Source organism: Dactylosporangium aurantiacum, from assembly GCF_000716715.1.
Classification (GTDB): domain Bacteria; phylum Actinomycetota; class Actinomycetes; order Mycobacteriales; family Micromonosporaceae; genus Dactylosporangium; species Dactylosporangium aurantiacum.
The window spans coordinates 171,719-188,201 of the sequence record NZ_JNYJ01000013.1 but is presented as its reverse complement, the minus strand read 5'-3'; the positions used below and the strand labels follow the sequence as shown (position 1 = coordinate 188,201).

General features: G+C 71.2%; 13 protein-coding genes and 1 pseudogene. 10 read left to right on the top strand and 4 right to left on the bottom strand.

The features are described from left to right. The first annotated feature begins 5 nt into the window (after nucleotides 1-5). A complete protein-coding gene (locus OP18_RS17355; RefSeq protein WP_156089578.1) occupies nucleotides 6-1,376 on the top strand; it encodes an MFS transporter in 1,371 nt (456 codons plus the stop codon). Here the strand turns inward: OP18_RS17355 and OP18_RS17350 are convergent. After that, nucleotides 1,373-2,287, bottom strand: a complete 915-nt coding sequence (locus tag OP18_RS17350) for a hypothetical protein (RefSeq protein ID WP_156089577.1) — start codon at nucleotides 2,285-2,287, stop codon at nucleotides 1,373-1,375. The genes OP18_RS17355 and OP18_RS17350 overlap by 4 nt on opposite strands. A 417-nt stretch (nucleotides 2,288-2,704) precedes the next feature. Between OP18_RS17350 and OP18_RS17345 the strand changes: the two genes are divergently transcribed. Together OP18_RS17345 and OP18_RS60590 are read left to right on the top strand one after the other, a co-directional pair. Continuing rightward, nucleotides 2,705-3,640 carry a glycosyltransferase gene (locus tag OP18_RS17345; protein ID WP_033359934.1) on the top strand — a complete coding sequence of 312 codons (936 nt, stop codon included), beginning with the start codon at nucleotides 2,705-2,707 and terminating at the stop codon, nucleotides 3,638-3,640. 26 nt (nucleotides 3,641-3,666) lie between these two features. Next, complete coding sequence (locus OP18_RS60590; protein ID WP_245635411.1) at nucleotides 3,667-5,085, top strand: peptidylprolyl isomerase; 1,419 nt, start codon at nucleotides 3,667-3,669, stop codon at nucleotides 5,083-5,085. On the opposite strand, the gene OP18_RS17335 is transcribed toward OP18_RS60590, so the two are convergent. After that, entirely contained in the window at nucleotides 5,072-6,514 is a 1,443-nt protein-coding gene (locus OP18_RS17335) for a CCA tRNA nucleotidyltransferase (RefSeq protein WP_033359933.1), read from the bottom strand. The two genes, OP18_RS60590 and OP18_RS17335, sit on opposite strands and share 14 nt — an antisense overlap. A gap of 181 nt (nucleotides 6,515-6,695) precedes the next feature. Between OP18_RS17335 and murJ the strand changes: the two genes are divergently transcribed. The 7 genes from murJ to OP18_RS17300 all read left to right on the top strand — a co-directional run bounded on the left by murJ (nucleotide 6,696) and on the right by OP18_RS17300 (nucleotide 14,714). After that, nucleotides 6,696-8,558 (top strand): murein biosynthesis integral membrane protein MurJ, encoded by a 1,863-nt coding sequence (gene murJ, locus OP18_RS17330; RefSeq protein ID WP_052386864.1) that lies wholly within the window; start codon nucleotides 6,696-6,698, stop codon nucleotides 8,556-8,558. A 393-nt stretch (nucleotides 8,559-8,951) separates the two neighbouring features. After that, nucleotides 8,952-10,475, top strand: coding sequence for a protein kinase family protein (locus OP18_RS17325; RefSeq protein WP_033359932.1), 1,524 nt, complete (start codon nucleotides 8,952-8,954; stop codon nucleotides 10,473-10,475). Nucleotides 10,476-10,503: 28 nt separating this feature from the next. Beyond that, nucleotides 10,504-11,133 carry an RNA polymerase sigma factor SigM gene (gene sigM, locus OP18_RS17320; protein ID WP_052386862.1) on the top strand — a complete coding sequence of 210 codons (630 nt, stop codon included), beginning with the start codon at nucleotides 10,504-10,506 and terminating at the stop codon, nucleotides 11,131-11,133. Further along, nucleotides 11,130-12,026, top strand: coding sequence for a hypothetical protein (locus tag OP18_RS17315; RefSeq protein ID WP_033359931.1), 897 nt, complete (start codon nucleotides 11,130-11,132; stop codon nucleotides 12,024-12,026). Before sigM ends, OP18_RS17315 begins: the two co-directional genes overlap by 4 nt. 98 nt (nucleotides 12,027-12,124) lie before the next feature. Continuing rightward, on the top strand, nucleotides 12,125-13,051 hold the full coding sequence (trxB, locus tag OP18_RS17310; protein ID WP_033359930.1) for a thioredoxin-disulfide reductase: 927 nt from the start codon (nucleotides 12,125-12,127) through the stop codon (nucleotides 13,049-13,051). 34 nt (nucleotides 13,052-13,085) lie between these two features. After that, entirely contained in the window at nucleotides 13,086-13,421 is a 336-nt protein-coding gene (trxA, locus tag OP18_RS17305) for a thioredoxin (protein WP_033359929.1), read from the top strand. Between the two features lie 135 nt (nucleotides 13,422-13,556). Then, nucleotides 13,557-14,714 (top strand): N-acetylmuramoyl-L-alanine amidase, encoded by a 1,158-nt coding sequence (locus OP18_RS17300; protein ID WP_033359928.1) that lies wholly within the window; start codon nucleotides 13,557-13,559, stop codon nucleotides 14,712-14,714. A 34-nt stretch (nucleotides 14,715-14,748) separates the two neighbouring features. Here the strand turns inward: OP18_RS17300 and OP18_RS17295 are convergent, their stop codons facing one another. After that, complete coding sequence (locus OP18_RS17295) at nucleotides 14,749-15,426, bottom strand: hypothetical protein (RefSeq protein ID WP_033359927.1); 678 nt, start codon at nucleotides 15,424-15,426, stop codon at nucleotides 14,749-14,751. Between the two features lie 388 nt (nucleotides 15,427-15,814). Then, nucleotides 15,815-16,387: pseudogene (locus OP18_RS17290) on the bottom strand (hypothetical protein); the annotation flags it as partial. Nucleotides 16,388-16,483: the final 96 nt, after the last annotated feature.

The following is a 16,483-nucleotide window of genomic DNA, read 5'->3' as shown; positions in this document are numbered from 1 at the left end:
TTGCCGTGTCCTCCGTCACCGCAGCACTCCATCCGCAGTCCCATTTCGTGCGGGCGGTCCTGCGGCAACGCGGCTTCCGGCGGCTGCTCGGCGTCCGGATGGTGGCGCAGATCGGCGACGGCCTCTTCCAGGGCGCGCTGGCCGGCACCGTGCTGTTCAACCCGGAGCAGCGCGCCGGCGCAATGGCGATCGCGGCCGGCTTCGCCGTGCTGCTGCTGCCGTATTCGCTGATCGGGCCATATGTCGGGGTGTTCCTGGACCGGTGGCGGCGGCGCACGATCATCTCCCGGGCCAACCTGCTGCGCACGGTCCTGGTGCTGCCGATCGCCCTGTACATCTGGCAGGGCCACGAGTCGCCGGTGCCGTTCCTGCTGGCGCTCGTGGTGACGGGGTTGAACCGGTTCTTCCTGGCCGGGCTGTCCGCCGCGACCCCCCACGTGGTCGACGACCACATGCTGGTGACCGCCAACTCGTTCTCCGCGACGCTCGGCTCACTGAGCTTCTCCGTCGGGATCGGCGCCGGCGCGGCGATGATCAAGACGGTGCTGGCGACCTCGTTCCACGGCTATGCCCTGGTCGCCGCCATGGCGGCCGGCTTCTACCTGGTCTCCGCCCTGATCGGCCGGTCCTCCTTCACCGCCGACGAACTCGGCCCGGACGCCGCGCAGCAGGCCAAGCACTCGATCCGGGAGGCGGTCGGCGACGTCAACCGCGGCACGATCGCCGGGGTCCGGCACCTCGCGGCGAAGCGCGGCGCCGCCTACCTGGTCCTGGTGCAGGCGGCGTTCCGGCTGCTCTACGGCGTCGTGCTGCTGGCCTGCCTGCTGCTGTTCCGCACCGTGTTCAACACCGGTGACGAGGTCAGCGACTCCTTCGGCACCATCGCCAAGGCGTTCGTCGCCGGCGGCGTCGGGATGCTGCTGGCGTCCTTCGTGACGCCGCCGGTGGCCCGCCGGATCGGCGGCTGGCGCTGGGTGACCGCGGTGCTGGCGGCCACGGGCGCGGCGATCCTCGGCTTCGGGCTGCCCTTCGACCCGGTGCTGCTGCTCGGGGCGGTGTTCGTGACCAGCCTGGCGGCTCAGGCGATCAAGATCGTCGCGGACACGTCACTGCAGCACGAGTGCGCGGACGAGTTCCGGGGGCGGGTCTTCAGCATCAACGACACCGCGTTCAACATCATGCTGGTCGCCGGCATGTACATCGGCGCGCTCACCCTGCCGTACAACGGCCGCTCGGCACTCGTGCTGAGCCTGGTCGCGGTGGGCTACGTGCTGGCCGCCGCCGCCTACGGGCTGCTGGGCGGCCGGTGGGCCCGCCGGGTGGGCGACGACATCGCGCAACCCGACGGGACCTCGGAGGTGCTGGTCAGCCGCTAGGACGCCGTGCGCTTCGCGGTGGCCTGGAGCTGGGGGTTGCTGAAGCTCAGGTTGTCACCGCTGCACGTGTACTTGGCCGGGCTGTCGTCCGCGTCGTAGGTGTCGGTCTCGCTCTTGCCCAGCGACGGCACGGTCGTCACCATGTTGCCGCTCGTCTTGATGTTGGAGTAGATGATGCTGCCACTGGTGGTCTGGACGTCCGCGTTCATGGTCGCGTTGACGGTGACCGTGAGCGGCACCTTCTGACCCGCGATCATCGGGCTCGCGTTGAACACCGTGTCCACGAACGTCTCGGTGAGCTTCCCGTCCGACGTGAACTTGAGCGTCGAGCCGTTCTTCGTCAGGCTGAGCGACAGGCCACCCTCGACACCGTCCACCGCGGCGGTCTGGGTGTAGGTCGTGGTCTGCCAGGTGCCGACGAGGCACTTGTCGATCTTGGAATCGGCCGCGGCGCTGCCGCTGGCGGTCGCGTTGGCGCTCTTGCCCGGGTCGGCGACGTTCTTCGGGTCGTCGTCCTTGCGCAGGGCGACCACGGCGACGATCGCGATCACGAGCACCACGACCACGCCGGACAGCGCGATCAGCGGCATCATGAACTTGTTGCGGCGCGGAGGCGTCGGCGACGAGCCGTACTGCCCGCCGTAGGTGGCCGGCGGGAACGCCGGCGGGCCGCTGACCTGGCCAGGGTAGGCCGGACCGCTGGCCTGACCCGGGTAGCCGCCGCCGGGGTAGCCGGAGCCACTCACCTGCTGGTCGGGGAACGAGGGTCCACTGCTTTGGTAGCCGGCATAGGGCGCGCCGCTGTACGGGTCGCCGCTGTAGGGCGTCCCGCTCACCGGCGGTTGCGGCGCCTGCGGGACGCCTCGATAGGTGCGGCACTGCGTGCAGTAGCCGTTCGTATCAATGCCCATGCCGCCGCAGTTGGGACACGGCTGCATGTCTGCCTCCAGGGTTCAGGGGTGGCCAGCCCACATGCTCAATGCGGCCGAAGGGGGATCGTGTAGCGACGGTAGCTGACCTCGTCTACGTGCAGAACCGACCGAATCGCCACATGCACGACGCGTTGGTGGTCAGAGTTCCGACAGCGTTGAACCGGCTCCTCGTCCTCCAGGAGAATGTGGGCCGTGTCTCAGCCGCTGGTTGTCGTCTTCGCTGGAACGTCGTGGGACGGGGTGACCGGCTCTGACCGGCTGCTCGCCACCGCACTCACCCCTCATGCTGACATTCTCTGGGTCGATCCGCCGATCTCCGCGGCAACCCCGGACCGCTACCGCTACGGCGCTTCCCGCCTGGGGGTTGCCCCGCAGATCCGTCAGGTGTCCGACGGTGTGACGCGGCTGACGCCGCGCGTGCTGCCGCTGCACACCCGCCCGTACATCAAGGTCAGCACCGCGGCGCTCATCCGCTCGCAGTCCCGCTGGGCGCTGCGCAAGCTCGACCGGCGGCCGGTCGCCGTGATGGCCTGCAACCTCGTCGACGTGCTGCGCAGCTGGGGACCCGGAGTGACCAAGGTGCTCTACGGCACCGACGACTATGTCGCCGGCGCGGAACTCATGGGGCAGGACGCGGCGCGGGTCGCCGAGGACGAACGCCGCCAGCTCGACAACGCCGACCTGGTGGTGGCGGTTTCGACGGTACTGGCGGAGCGCTGGACGGGTCTCGGCGCCAAACGGGTCGTGCTGATCCCCAACGGGGTGCAGACGGCGGCGTACCGGACCCCGGGCGAGCCGGCGGAGCTGCCCAAGCCGCTGGCCGGCCCGGTGGCGGGTGTGATCGGCCAGTTCTCCGACCGCACCGACTTCGAGCTGCTCGCCGCACTGGCCGACGACGGCGTGTCGCTGCTGCTGGTCGGGCCGCACGACGCCCGCTGGGAGCCGGTCCGGTTCCCGGCGCTGACCGAGCGGCCCAACGTGGTGTGGGTCGGCCGCCAGCCGTTCGAGTCCCTGCCGACGTTCCTGCGGCACATCGACATGGGGGTCACGCCGTACCGCGACACGCCGTTCAACCGCGCGTCGTTCCCGCTCAAGACGCTGGAGTACCTGGCCGCCGGCAAGCCGCCGGTGAGCACCGATCTGCCGGCGGTGCACTGGCTCGACTCCCCGCTCGTGCGGATCGCCGGCACGCCGAAGGCGATGGTGGCCGCGGTCCGCGAGGCGGCCGCCGAGGCGCACGACCCGGCATTGACGGCGGCCCGGCAGGCGTTCGCGGAGCAGCACTCGTGGGCGGAACGGGCGAAGGCATTGGCGGCAGCACTACCACTTTGAGCTGAATGTAATCGTATGATCACGTAATGTCATCTCCTCCACCGCCTTTGCCTGCTTCGTCCCCGGAGCCCGATTCCAGCGGCCGAGCCCGGTTCGAGCTGGAATCGGGGCCGCCGGCGCGGCCTTCGCTGCCGTCCCGGGCGTACGAGCCGCCCGCCTCGGACCCGGACGCCTATGACGACTACCGCGACGCCGGCTACGGGCTGGCATCGCCCGGCTATGACCAGCCCGGGTCCTTTGACCAGTCCGCCTTCGGCGACGCTTCCGCCGGCTCTTCCGACGAAGGTTTCGCCGGCTACGGCGAGGCGCATCCCTCGTACGGTGAGGCGCAGGCGTCCTACAGCGACGTGCCGGACTACGAGCCGCCGCGCCCCGGTGCGCCGAAGCCGCCGGAGCTGGCGGAGCCGCTGCCGCCGTCGGCGCCCGACCCGACCCTGCCCGCCTGGCTGCGGCCGGCCGTGCCGGCGGCCGACGTGCCGGACATCCATCCGCCGGGGGAGCAGCCGGCCGCGGCCGGACCGATCGGCGACGGCCCCGCCCCGGGCGGCCCCGCGGTCCCGCCCGGTCCGGCGGCTCCGCCCGGATCAGCCGGTCCGCCAGGGTCGGCCGCTCCGCCCGGCCCGGTGCCGGTCCAGCGCCGGCGGCGGTGGCTGCTGCCCGTCGCCGGCGGGATCGCCGCGCTGCTCATCCTCAGCGGCGCCGGCACCGTCCTGCTCTACCTGCGGGCCGACAACGACCCGGTCGACACCGCCGCCGGGCCGGTGGTGTCCGTGGCGGCGTCGACCGCCGAGACCACGTCGCAGGCCTCGCCGAGCGGCGGCGCCGGCACCAGTCGCGGCCCCGCGGCCGGTCCGACCGGTGCGATGCCGCCGGCCGGGACGGGCGTGCCGTGCAGGTACACGCCGGCGGACCGCGGCGGCGGCGAGACCCGTCTGGTGGCGACGCCCGCACCCCGCTCGACGCTGACCGGCAAGCCCACCGCCACGCTGGAGACGAACCTCGGCGCGATCGGCGTCCAGCTGTACGCGGACCGCGCGCCCTGCACGGTCAACTCGTTCGTGCACCTGGCGCGGGACGACTTCTACAGCGACACGCCCTGCCACCGGCTCACCACCGAGGGCCTGTGGGTGCTGCAGTGCGGCGACCCGGGCGGCACCGGGACCGGGACGCCCGGCTACCAGTTCGGCGAGGAGAACCTGCCGACGACGCTGCCGCCGTACCCGCGGGGCACGCTCGCCATGGCCAACGCCGGCCCGGGTACCAACGGCTCGCAGTTCTTCATCGTCTACAAGGACAGCGACATCCCGCCGGACTACTCCGTCTTCGGGCAGGTGACCAGCGGCCTGGACCTGCTGGACCGGATCGCCGCCGCCGGCACCACCACGGGGGGTGCCGACGGTCCGCCGAAGCTGGCCGTGCAGATCACGGAGATCAGGGTTTCGTGAGGCCCTCGGCGGCAGCCCAGCGCAGCAGCTCCGCCTCGGCCTCGTCCCGGTCGAGCGGGCCGCGCTCCAGCCGCAGCTCCTTGAGGTGCCGCCAGGCCCGGCCCACGACCGGACCGGGCGGCACTCCGAGCAGTTCCATGATCGCGTTGCCGTCGAGGTCGGGCCGGACGCGGGCCAGGTCCTCCTCGGCGGCGATGCGCGCGATCCGGGCCTCCAGCGCGTCGTAGTCGGCCGCGAGCTGCGCCGCCTTGCGCCGGTTGCGGGTCGTCACGTCGGAGCGGGTCAGGCTGTGCAGGCGCGGCAGCAGCGGCCCGGCGTCCGTCACGTACCGGCGCACCGCCGAGTCGGTCCACTCGCCCCGGCCGTACCCGTAGAAGCGCAGGTGCAGCATGACCAGCTCGGAGACGTCGGAGATCACGTCCTTGGGGAACTTGAGCGCCTTCATCCGCTGCTTGGTCAGCCGGGCGCCGACGACCTCGTGGTGGTGGAAGCTCACCCCGCCGTCGGGGCCGACCGCCTTGGTGGCCGGCTTGCCGACGTCGTGCATCAGCGCGGCCATGCGCAGCGTGAAGTCCGGCCCGTCGGTCTCGTGGCCCATCGCGTTGCGGACCACGATCAGGGTGTGCTCGTAGACGTCCTTGTGCTGGGCGTGCTCGTCGATCTCCAGCTTGAGGCCGGTCAGCTCGGGCAGGAACGTCTCCGCCAGCCCGGTGTCGACCAGCAGCCGCAGTCCCGTGATCGGGTCGGCGCCGCACATGAGCTTGACGAACTCGTCGCGGATCCGCTCGGCGGTGATCCGGGAGAGGTCACCGGCCATGGCGACCATCGCGGCCCGCACCTCCGGCGCGACACTGAACCGGAGCTGCGCGGCGAACCGGGCGGCCCGCAGCATGCGCAGCGGATCGTCGGCGAAGGAGTCCTCGGGCGCGCCCGGCGTGCGCAGGACGCGCTCGGCGAGGTCGGTGAGGCCACCGTACGGGTCGGTGAACTCGTGCCCGGGCACCGACACCGCCATGGCGTTGACCGCGAAGTCGCGCCGGCGCAGATCGTCGACCAGGCTGTCGCCGTACTGCACGATCGGGTTACGGCTCACCCGGTCGTACGCGTCGGCGCGGAACGTGGTGACCTCGATGCGCAGCCCGCGGCGGGCGAGCCCGATCGTGCCGAACTCCTGGCCGGTCGTCCACACCGCCTCGGCCCAGCCGTCGATGATGCGCAGCGTCTGCTCCGGCCGCGCGTCCGTGGTGAAGTCCAGGTCGTCGCCGAGACGCCCGAGCAGCGCGTCGCGCACCGAGCCGCCGACGAGGTGCAGCTCGTGCCCGGCCGCTGCGAACCGGCGGCCGAGCTCGTCGGCGACGGGAGAGACGCGCATCAGCTCGTGCACGGCACGGCGCTGGGCGTCGGTGAGGGCGCGTGTGGTTTCGGACATCGGTCGGTGAGCCTATCGCGACGGCATGAGCGGTGAGCAAGGAGCGGACACCGAGGGTAGTTGTCGTGTCGGTGCCAGGTCGCGCGATTTGTCGGCTCAACGGTGGGACGAAGGAAATGTCGGGGGGTGCCACTATGGTCTGTGCTGCGAGCGGAAGCACGGCCGAGTTGGGGTGTGGCGGATGGACCCGGCAGACGACGGGCGCTGGAGCAACGAGCCGACGGCTGTGCTGCGTCCGGTCGGTGAGGGCGCGCACAGGGCGCCGGATCCGCACGGTGAGCTGCCGACCCAGCCGCTCGACCCGCGCCTGGGCGACCCCGCCAACGCGCCGACGGTCCCCCTGCCGTTCGTGACCGCCAGGCCCGAGGTCGTCAACGACGCACCGGTCGTCGAGGAGACCGCGCCGCCGCCCGGGCCGGGCGACGACGAGAGCACCGGCACAGTCGTGCGCAACAGCAGCACCATGGCGATCCTGAGCCTGGTGAGCCGGGCGACCGGCTTCCTGCGCGCGGCCGCGATCGCGGCCGCGATCGGCGGGTTCGCCGTCGGCGACGACTACACGCTCGCCAACAACCTGCCCAACCAGATCTATGAGCTGCTGCTCGGCGGCGTGCTCGCCAGCGTGCTGATCCCGACGCTGGTGCGGGCCCGCAAGGAGGAGCCCGACCGTGGCGAGGCCTATGCGCAGCGCCTGCTGACCCTGGCGGTGGTCGCGATCGGCGCGGCCACGCTGGTGGTGGTCCTCGCCGCTCCGCTGCTCACGGCGGTCTACACGCTCGGCAACGACCGGGTCACCGAGACCGACCGCGACCTGATCACGCTGCTGGCGTACCTGCTGCTGCCGGAGATCTTCTTCTACGGGCTGGCCGGCATCTTCGCCGCGATCCTCAACGTTCGGGGCCACTTCGCCGCGCCGATGTGGACACCGATCCTCAACAATGTCGTGATCATCGCCACGGCCGGCGTCTTCGTCCTGGTGCCGGGGCCCGCCCTGCCGAAGCCCGACACGATCACGCTGGCGCAGGTCCTCGTGCTGGGCATCGGCACCACGCTCGGCATCGTCGTGCAGTCCCTGGGGCTGTGGCCGGCGCTGCGCAAGTCCGGGTTCCGCTGGAAGTGGCGCTTCGACTTCCGCAAGCTCAACCTGCGCGAGCTGGGCAAGCTCGGCTCCTGGATGCTGCTGTACGTCGCGGTCAACCAGATCGGCATCACGGTCGTGATGGTGCTGGCGAAGAACAACGCGCTGCGCGGCGGCGACGGCCCGGCCGTCTTCAACAACGCCTTCCTGATCTTCATGATGGCCCACGGCATCGTGGCCGTCTCCGTGATCACCGCCCTGATGCCGCGGATCTCCTCCGCGGCCGCGGACGGCCGCTTCGGCGACGTGACCGACCAGCTGTCGCAGGGCACCCGGCTCGCCTCGGTGATCCTGATCCCGGCCGCCGCGGTCTATGTGGTGCTGGGCCAGCCGCTCGCGGTCACGCTGTTCGACTGGGGGCAGTATGACTACGACACGGCCCTGGCGACCGGCTGGGTGGTCAGCGCCGCGGGGCTGGGCCTGCTGCCCTTCGCGCTGAGCCAGATGCAGACCAGCGTGTTCTACGCGCTGCGCGACACCCGCACGCCCGCACTGGTCAACATCGGCGGCGTCGCGGTCCGGCTGGCGCTGGACGTGGCCTTCTACTTCATCCTGCCGATCGCGGCCGTCACGGCGTCGCTGATGGTCGGCACCGCGCTGTCGTTCGTGGCGGCGCTGCTGATGGGCTACTGGCTGCTGCGGGCGCGCCTGGGCCGGCTGGGCATGGCCAAGGTCGCCGACACCCTGACGCGGCTGGCGGGGGCGGCGGTGGCCGGCGGGATCGTGGCGTTCGCCGTGTCCTGGTTGGTCGGGAAGGTGCTCGACCCCGGCAAGATCCTGGGCGTGGTGCAACTCGTCACAGGCGGCACGGCCCTGTTGGTGACCTACGCGGTCGTGGCGATGGCGCTGCGGGTGCCGGAGGTCCGGCAGTTCGCCGGCCTGATCAAGGGCAAGCTCGGTCGATGACCCGCGCGGCGGAGCGGCACACGCGACGTGCGGCGGCACACCGGTCCACCGGCCGCGGCGCGAGCGTCCGGCCAAGGCGTATCGAAGGCTTCCCGGTCGCCGTCGGGACGGTCGAGGGTGGCACCGAAGCGGTCACGTTCACCCCGACGGACGGCCCGTCCGAGACTGGTCAATCCGATGAAATATGGGTGAAAGGTATATGACCGCTATGTCCTGGCATGGGTGATCAATTGGCATCGCCCCGGGTGGTCCGGAGAAGATGACGTGTCGGAACCCGGAGAGCTGACCGGTAAGGTCAACCTCGACGCCCCGCCGGAGCGCTTAGGCTTAGTGACTGCGACTCGCGTTACGACGCACACCCCAGGTGAGCACACGGATCGGAAGGGAGGACGGGTGGCTGAGCTCGACGAAGGGCTGGAGACCTCCGGAGGCATTCCGCAGGTCCTGACCTTCGGCACCCCATCCGTCGGTGAAATCCTTGCCGAGCGATACCAGCTCGAAGAGCACATCGGCAACGACTCGTTGGGTCGCCAGCTGTATCGCGGGATCGACGTGATCCTGCGGCGGCCGGTGGCGGTCGTCCTGCGCTACCCCGGTGGGGAGAGCGCCAAGGAGATGCTCGGCGCGGCCGTGGCCGCCAGCCGGATCGTGCACCCTCACCTGGTCGGCGTCTACGACGCGATCGACGAGGGCGACCGGGCCTACGTGGTCCGGGAGTGGGTCGACGGGATCGCGCTGCGCGACATCGTGGCGTCGGGTCCGCTGGACCCGGCACGGTCGGTGGCGATCGCCTGGGCCGTCACGGACGCCGTGGCGTCGCTGCACGGCACGGGGATGGCGCACGGCAACGTGCACCCGGGCACCGTGCTCGTCGCGCACGACGGGCGGGTCGTGCTGACCGACGCCCGTGCCGACGACCTGGCGACGCCGGAGACCGACATCCGTGCCATCGGCGCCGTGCTGTATTGCGCGCTGACGGGCTACTGGCCGCACCGCGAGGCCGGCACCTACTCGGTGCCGGACGGCGTGCGTGACAACAACGGCGCGCTCGCCGCACCGCGCCAGGTGCGCGCCGGCGTGCCGACGCCGCTGGACTCGCTCGTGACCGACCTGCTCAACCCCGACCTGCCGCTGCCGTCGGCGGAGTCGCTCGCCGGCGAGCTGGCGTCGTTCGGGCAGTTCGAGGAGAGCGACCTCGCCGAGAACGGCAACAACGCGCTCGACTTCGAGGCGTTCGACGCCGCGTCGCAGTCCACCGTGCCGCCGAAGCCCGCCGGGCGGAAGCTGGCCGTGGGCGTCGTCGGCCTGCTGGTGCTGGCCCTGGCCGGCACCCTCGCCGCCGCGAAGGTGCTCGGCGACCCGGCCGTGCCGGGCGAGACCCCGCCGTCGGTGACGTCCAGCGGCGCGCCGCAGCAGGCGAAGCCGGCCAACCAGCCGACGGTGCTGAAGCTCGACGGTTCCAAGGTCCGGATCGTCAGCCCGAAGGGCAGCAAGGACAACGCCAAGGACGCCGAGAAGATGGTCGACGGCAACCAGGCGACCGCCTGGAACACCGATCGATACAACAACAAGGCCAACTTCGGCGGTCTCAAGGACGGCATGGGCGTCTGGATCGACCTCGGCGAGGCGAAGCAGATCGTCTCCGTGCAGGTCGACCTGGCCACTCCCGGCGCCAGCGGTGAGCTGCGCTCCGGCACCGTCGATCTCGGCAGCGGCCAGGCGCAGGACCAGCAGACGGTCGATCAGTACAAGCTGATCGAGGGCACGGCCAAGGACGAGATGGGCCCGACCAACCTGTACCCGGGGCCCCAGGAACCGACCCGCTACCTGCTCGTCTGGATCACCAAGCTGCCGAAGGAAAGCAGCAGCGGCCGATACCGGGTTTCCATCGCGGAGATAACCGTTCGAGTCCAGTAGTCCCCACAGGTCGCTCGCGGTCGATAAGGTGCCAGCCGTGGAGGCGGAGCCGGGCGTGCGTGAAACGCCGGATGACACCGCCCTGCTGCATGCGCACGCCGCGGGCGACCCTGATGCCTTCGCCGAGATCGTCCGCCGGCACCGCGACCGGCTGTGGGCGGTCGCGCTGCGGACCCTCGGCGACCGTGAAGAGGCCGCTGACGCCCTGCAGGACGCGTTGCTGTCAGCGTTCCGTGCCGCCGGCAACTTCCGGGGCGAGTCGGCCGTCACGACGTGGCTGCACCGCATCGTGGTCAACGCGTGCCTCGACCGGATCCGGCGGCGGCAGTCCAGGCCGACCGTGCCGCTGCCCGAGACCGACGTCACACCCGCACCGGTCAGCGACCGCGACACCGCCATGGACGTCCAGCAGGCGCTGCAGCAGCTCCCCGCTGAGCAGCGCTCGGCGCTCGTGCTCGTGGACGTCCAGGGGTATTCCGTGGCGGAGGCCGCGGTGATCCTGGACGTCGCGGAAGGCACCATCAAAAGCAGGTGTGCGCGCGGGCGCGCCCGCCTCGCTGTGATGCTCGGCCACCTGCGGAACCCGGTCGGCAGCGGCGGCGTCCCATCACCGAACGGCCCTGAGACCGCAGCGAGCAGGAAGGAGGGCGGCGCGTGACGACCTTCTCCGACGCCGACTTCGACCTGCTCGCCGACTTCGTCGGCGGGGCGCTGGACGGCACGCCCGCGGCGGACGACGTGCGCCGCCTGATCAGCACCGACCAGGGGTGGGCGGAGGCCTACGGCGCTCTGGTCACCGCCGAGGTCGCCGTCCGCGACCAGCTGACCGAGCTGGGTGCCGCGCCGGTGCCCGTACCGGCGGATGTGGAGCAGCGGCTGAACGCCGCGCTGCAGGCCGCCGTGCTCGCCCCGGCCTCCGGGGCCCCGGTGCTGGACCTGGCCCGGGCCCGCGAGGCGCGCCGGCGCCGCACACAGCGGTGGGTCATCGGCCTGGCCACCGCCGCGGCCGTGCTGGTCTGCGGCGGCCTCGGCATCAGGGTGGCCATCGACCAGCAGTCCGCGAACCTGGACACCGCGACCTCGGCGTCCGACGGCGGCAAGGGAGAGGCGGCGCCGCAGCAACTGCCCCCGACGTCGGGCGGCACCAGGACCTCCACGCGATCGGACGCCGCCCTGGTCGCATCGGGACAGGATTATGGACCCGGCACGGTCGGCCAGCTCGCGCAGGCGTCCCCGCCCGCGCCGGCGATCGCCGGGGAGGGCAGCGGCAGCGCCGACCTGAGCAAGTCCTCGAAGCCCAACGCTGTTCCGGAGCAGCTGCGCCGGCTGCAGGACCCGGTGGCCAGGGCCGCCTGCCTCAACGCGGTGGTCGGGGAATACGGTGGTCAGGTGGCACTGGTCGACTACGCCCGATTCGAGGGTCGTCCCGCGCTGGTCGTCATCGTCGACGGCACGCGGCTGGGCGCCGGCAAACGCCTGGTTCTCGCGGTCGGACCGGACTGCGGTATCGGTGGGGCGATCGCTGACGAGCTCTACCGCGGCATTGCCTGACCGTAGTGGTGATGTGGCACACGCGTCACCCCACAACGGGAATCATCGGTTCGTAGGATGACGTTTTGCTGGCACAGGCTTAACTCGAGGAGTCGACCGTGGACGAGGTCCGCAACCTGATCATCGTGGGGTCCGGCCCCGCCGGGTATACGGCAGCCGTCTATGCGGCCCGGGCCAACCTCAAGCCGCTGGTGATCGAAGGCGTCACCTCCGGTGGCGCGCTAATGACGACCACCGAGGTGGAGAACTACCCGGGCTTCCCGGACGGCATCCTCGGCCCGGAGCTCATGGACAACATGCGCAAGCAGGCCGAGCACTTCGGCGCGGAGTTCGTCACCGACGACGCGACGCGCGTGGCGCTGGAAGGCCCCGTGAAGAGCGTCTGGGTCGGTGAGGCCGAGTATCGTGCCCGCGCCATCATCCTGGCCACCGGCTCCGCCTGGCGCCCGCTCTCCGTTCCCGGGGAGCAGGAGCTGCTCGGTCGGGGCGTGTCGTCCTGTGCGACCTGTGACGGCTTCTTCTTCCGCAACGAGGACATCGTGGTCGTCGGCGGCGGTGACTCGGCGATGGAGGAGGCGACGTTCCTCACCCGGTTCGCCAAGTCGGTGACCATCGTGCACCGGCGCGATTCGTTCCGGGCCAGCAAGATCATGGCCGAGCGGGCACTGTCCAACGAGAAGATCAACGTCCGGTGGAACAGCGTGGTGACCGAGGTCCTCGACCGCGGTGGCCGCGTCGGCGGCCTGCGGGTCCAGGACGTCAACACCGGCGAGGAGACCGACCTCGAGGTCGCCGGCGTGTTTGTGGCGATCGGTCACGACCCTCGCAGCGAGCTGTTCCGCGGCCAGGTGGAGCTGGACGACGCCGGCTACGTGAAGGTGGCCGCGCCGAGCACCCGCACCAACGTCGAGGGCGTGTTCGCCGCCGGCGACCTGGTCGACCACACCTACCGGCAGGCGATCACGGCCTCCGGGACCGGTTGCGCGGCGGCGCTGGACGCCGAGCGCTACATCGCGACGCTGTAGTTCAAGACGAGCTTGAGTAGTAGAGGGAGTGCGTATGGGAGCCATCCAGCCGGTCAGCGACAAGACCTTCGAGGCTGACGTCCTCAAATCCGATATTCCGGTCTTGGTGGACTTCTGGGCTGAGTGGTGCCAGCCGTGCCGGAAGATCGAGACCATGCTCAACGAGATCGCCGTCGGTGACCTCGCTGACAAGGTGAAGATCGTCAAGGTCGACATCGACAGCAACCCGGAGACGGCCCGCGCCTACCAGGTGCTCTCCGTCCCGACGCTCACCGTCTTCAAGGACGGCGAGCCGTTCCGCTCGGTCGTCGGCGCCAGCCCGAAGAGCGCCCTGGTCCGGCTCATCGAATCCGCGCTCGAGCCCGCCTGAGCACAGCCCTGAGCACTGACGCGCCCCGCCTGAGCCAAGGCGGGGCGCGTTTTTGACAAAGGCCGCGTGATGACGCGTCCCTGAGCCGTGAGCGGTACGCTGCGGTGCAATCGCAGGCATTCTCAGGAGGACCTTATGCGGGCAATCCGGCGCGGGGCGCGGGGAGCGGCAGTCGCCGAGATCCGCAGCATTCTTGTCGTGCTGGACCTGCTGGCCGATTCCCCGCACGCCGATCCCGAGTACGACGCCGACACGGAGCGTGCGGTCCGCGCGTTCCAGCAGAGCCACGGCCTGACCGTCGACGGCGAGGTGGGCGACGAGACCTGGCGGTCGCTGGACGCGGCGCGCTGGCGGCTCGGGCAGCGGGCACTGTTCCACACGGTCGGCGACCCGTACATCGGCGACGACGTCCGGCAGCTGCAGGAGCGCCTGCTGGAGATGGGGTACAACCCGGGCCGCGCCGACGGGATCTACGGCAGCCGCACGGCGCACGCCGTCGCCCAGTTCCAGCGCGAGGTCGGGCTGCGTCCCGACGGTGAGTGCGGGCCGGCGACCGTCGGCGCGCTGCGCCGCCTGGGTCGCAAGGTCATCGGCGGCCGGCCGCAGCTGCTGCGCGAGGCGGAGACCTTCCGCGACTCCGGCCCGACGCTCCTGGGCAAGCGCATCGTCATCGACCCCGGGCACGGCGGACCCGACGCCGGGCACGTCGTCCCCGACGGGCCGCTCCGGTGGGCGGAGGCGGACCTCGTATATGACCTCGCAGCCCGTCTGGAAGGCCGTCTGGCGGCCGCGGGGATGCGGGTGAACCTCACCAGGGGTCCGCAGCCCACAGCGGCTCTCAGCGACCGTGACCGGGTGCACCTGGCCAACGAGCTCGGTGCGGACCTGCTGATCTCGATCCACCTCGACGGGTACCGCAACCCGGAGGCCGAGGGCGTCGCCACGTACCACTACGGCACCGTCTCCGGGCCGACGTCGATCGTCGGCGAACGGCTCGCGAAGCTCGTCCAGCGCGAGATCGTGGTGCGCACCGGCCTGCGCGACTGCCAGACGCACGCCAAGACGTGGGAGCTGCTGCGGCTGAGCCGGATGCCCGCGGTCCGGGTGGACGTGGGCTACCTGACCTCGCCGACCGACCGGGAGCGGCTCATCGACCCCGCGTTCCGCGAGCGGGTCGTCGAGGCGATGATGGCGGCGGTGCAGCGGATGTACCTGCCCGTCGAGGCCGACGTGCCGACCGGCTCGATCGACGTCAGCCTGCTGCGTGCGCTGACCAACTCCAACGCCGTCTGAGCGTCCCCGGTCGGTCGCCGCCGGCTCGGGCGCCTCAGGACTGCATGGTCCGGGTGGCTGGACGCACCGGCAGGACCGGCCGCAGCAGCGACTCGGGGCTCATCGAGCCGAGCAGCTTTTCCAGCGCGTATTCCACGTCGGACTTCCACGACAGCGCCGTGCGCAGCTCCAGGCGCAGCCGCGGATAGCGCGGGTGCGGGCGGACCGTCTTGAACCCGATCGAGGTGAAGAAGTCCGCCGGCGCCAGGCAGCCGCGCTCGTTGCGACCGGCCTCGTCGACCTCGCCGAACTTCGCGTCGCCGAACGCCTCGATCGCCTTCACGCCGCGCTTCGTCAGGTCCCGCGCGACGCCCTGGACCAGCATCCGCCCGAGGCCACCGTCGGCGAACGGCTGCACCACGTGCGCCGTCATCAGCAGCACCGCGTCGGGGGAGACCGGCGAGGTCGGGAACGCCATCGACCTCGGCACGTACGCCGGCGGCGCGAACATCACGAACCCGGCCGGCATGCCGTCGACGTAGACCAGCTTGCCGCACGATCCCCATTCGAGCAGCGTCTGCGATACCCAGGCCTCCTTCTCGAGGCCCGGGTCGCCGTTGGCGCACGCCCGGTCGGCGGCGACCGGATCGAGCTCCCAGAACACGCAGGCGCGGCACGACCGAGGCAGATCCTCGAGAGTGTCTAGCGTCAGACTTACGAGACGTCGCGACATTGGCCCATCTCCGCGCGCTGCTTACGTTCGGTCAACCGTCATGATGGTACGCACCCATCACGGGCCGTGGGAGTCATCCGGACAGAGTTCCTCACCCGGCCTCACCCGATCCGCCTGCGACGCACCGTCTGACGTTTTCACATCACGGTGTGTCAGGCCGCTCGTTGATGGCCGGCGTCGTCCGCGCCGTCTGGGTGTGTTCGGCGGCGTTCTGCACTGCCGGCGTCGTGGCCGTCCCGTCCGCCTGCTGCGCCGTGCCGTCTGTCTCGTGCGCTGCGGCGGGAGGTTCGGTCTGCGGCGTGTTCGAGGCTGCTGGCTCCGGCGGCTCCACGTGAATCCCCGCGTCGCCGAGTGGGGCGTCCGGGTCGACGGTCCGAGCCTCCTCGCGAAACTGTGCGGGCGCCGTCCAGTTGATCCGCGGCGGTTCGGCGAGCGGCCGGCCGCCGAACTCCGCCAGCCAGGCGGCGACCAGCGCCAAGTTCTCCCGCCACTGGTCCTCGGGGATCGGCGGCAGGATGTCGTCCCACAGCGCGAGGAAGGTGCCCTGGAGCTGCAGTCGCCCGTACGGGCGCGCCAGGAACCACAGATGCAGGTGGGCCGCGCCGTCGCCCCACCGGTTCACGTGGACCCGCGCCACGCCGTCGAGCGACCGGATCGCCCGCTCCAGCCGCACGGTCATCACGCCGAGCTCGGCGGCGAGCATGTTCGGCAGGTCGCCGAGGTCGAGATGCGACCGCGACTCCAGGATCAGCACCGCCGGCAGCCCGGTCGGACGGTCGAGGCTGCGCACGCGCCACCGGTCGCTCACCCAGATGTACGCCTCGTCCGGCGCCCCGCACGCCCGGCACTCGGCCGGATTGTCACCGTGCCGCGGCGGCTCGATCGGTACGGGGTCGAGCAGGCGCTTCACCCTGAGGTCACCCTCGAACGGGAACGTCGGCCAGTAGGTAAACGAGGGCAGCTGCGATGGCGTCTCGGACACGAGCCGACCCTAGCCGAACCGCGGCCTGGTGTCCGCACCCTGTGGACAGTACACCCGCCGGAACCTCTATCCACA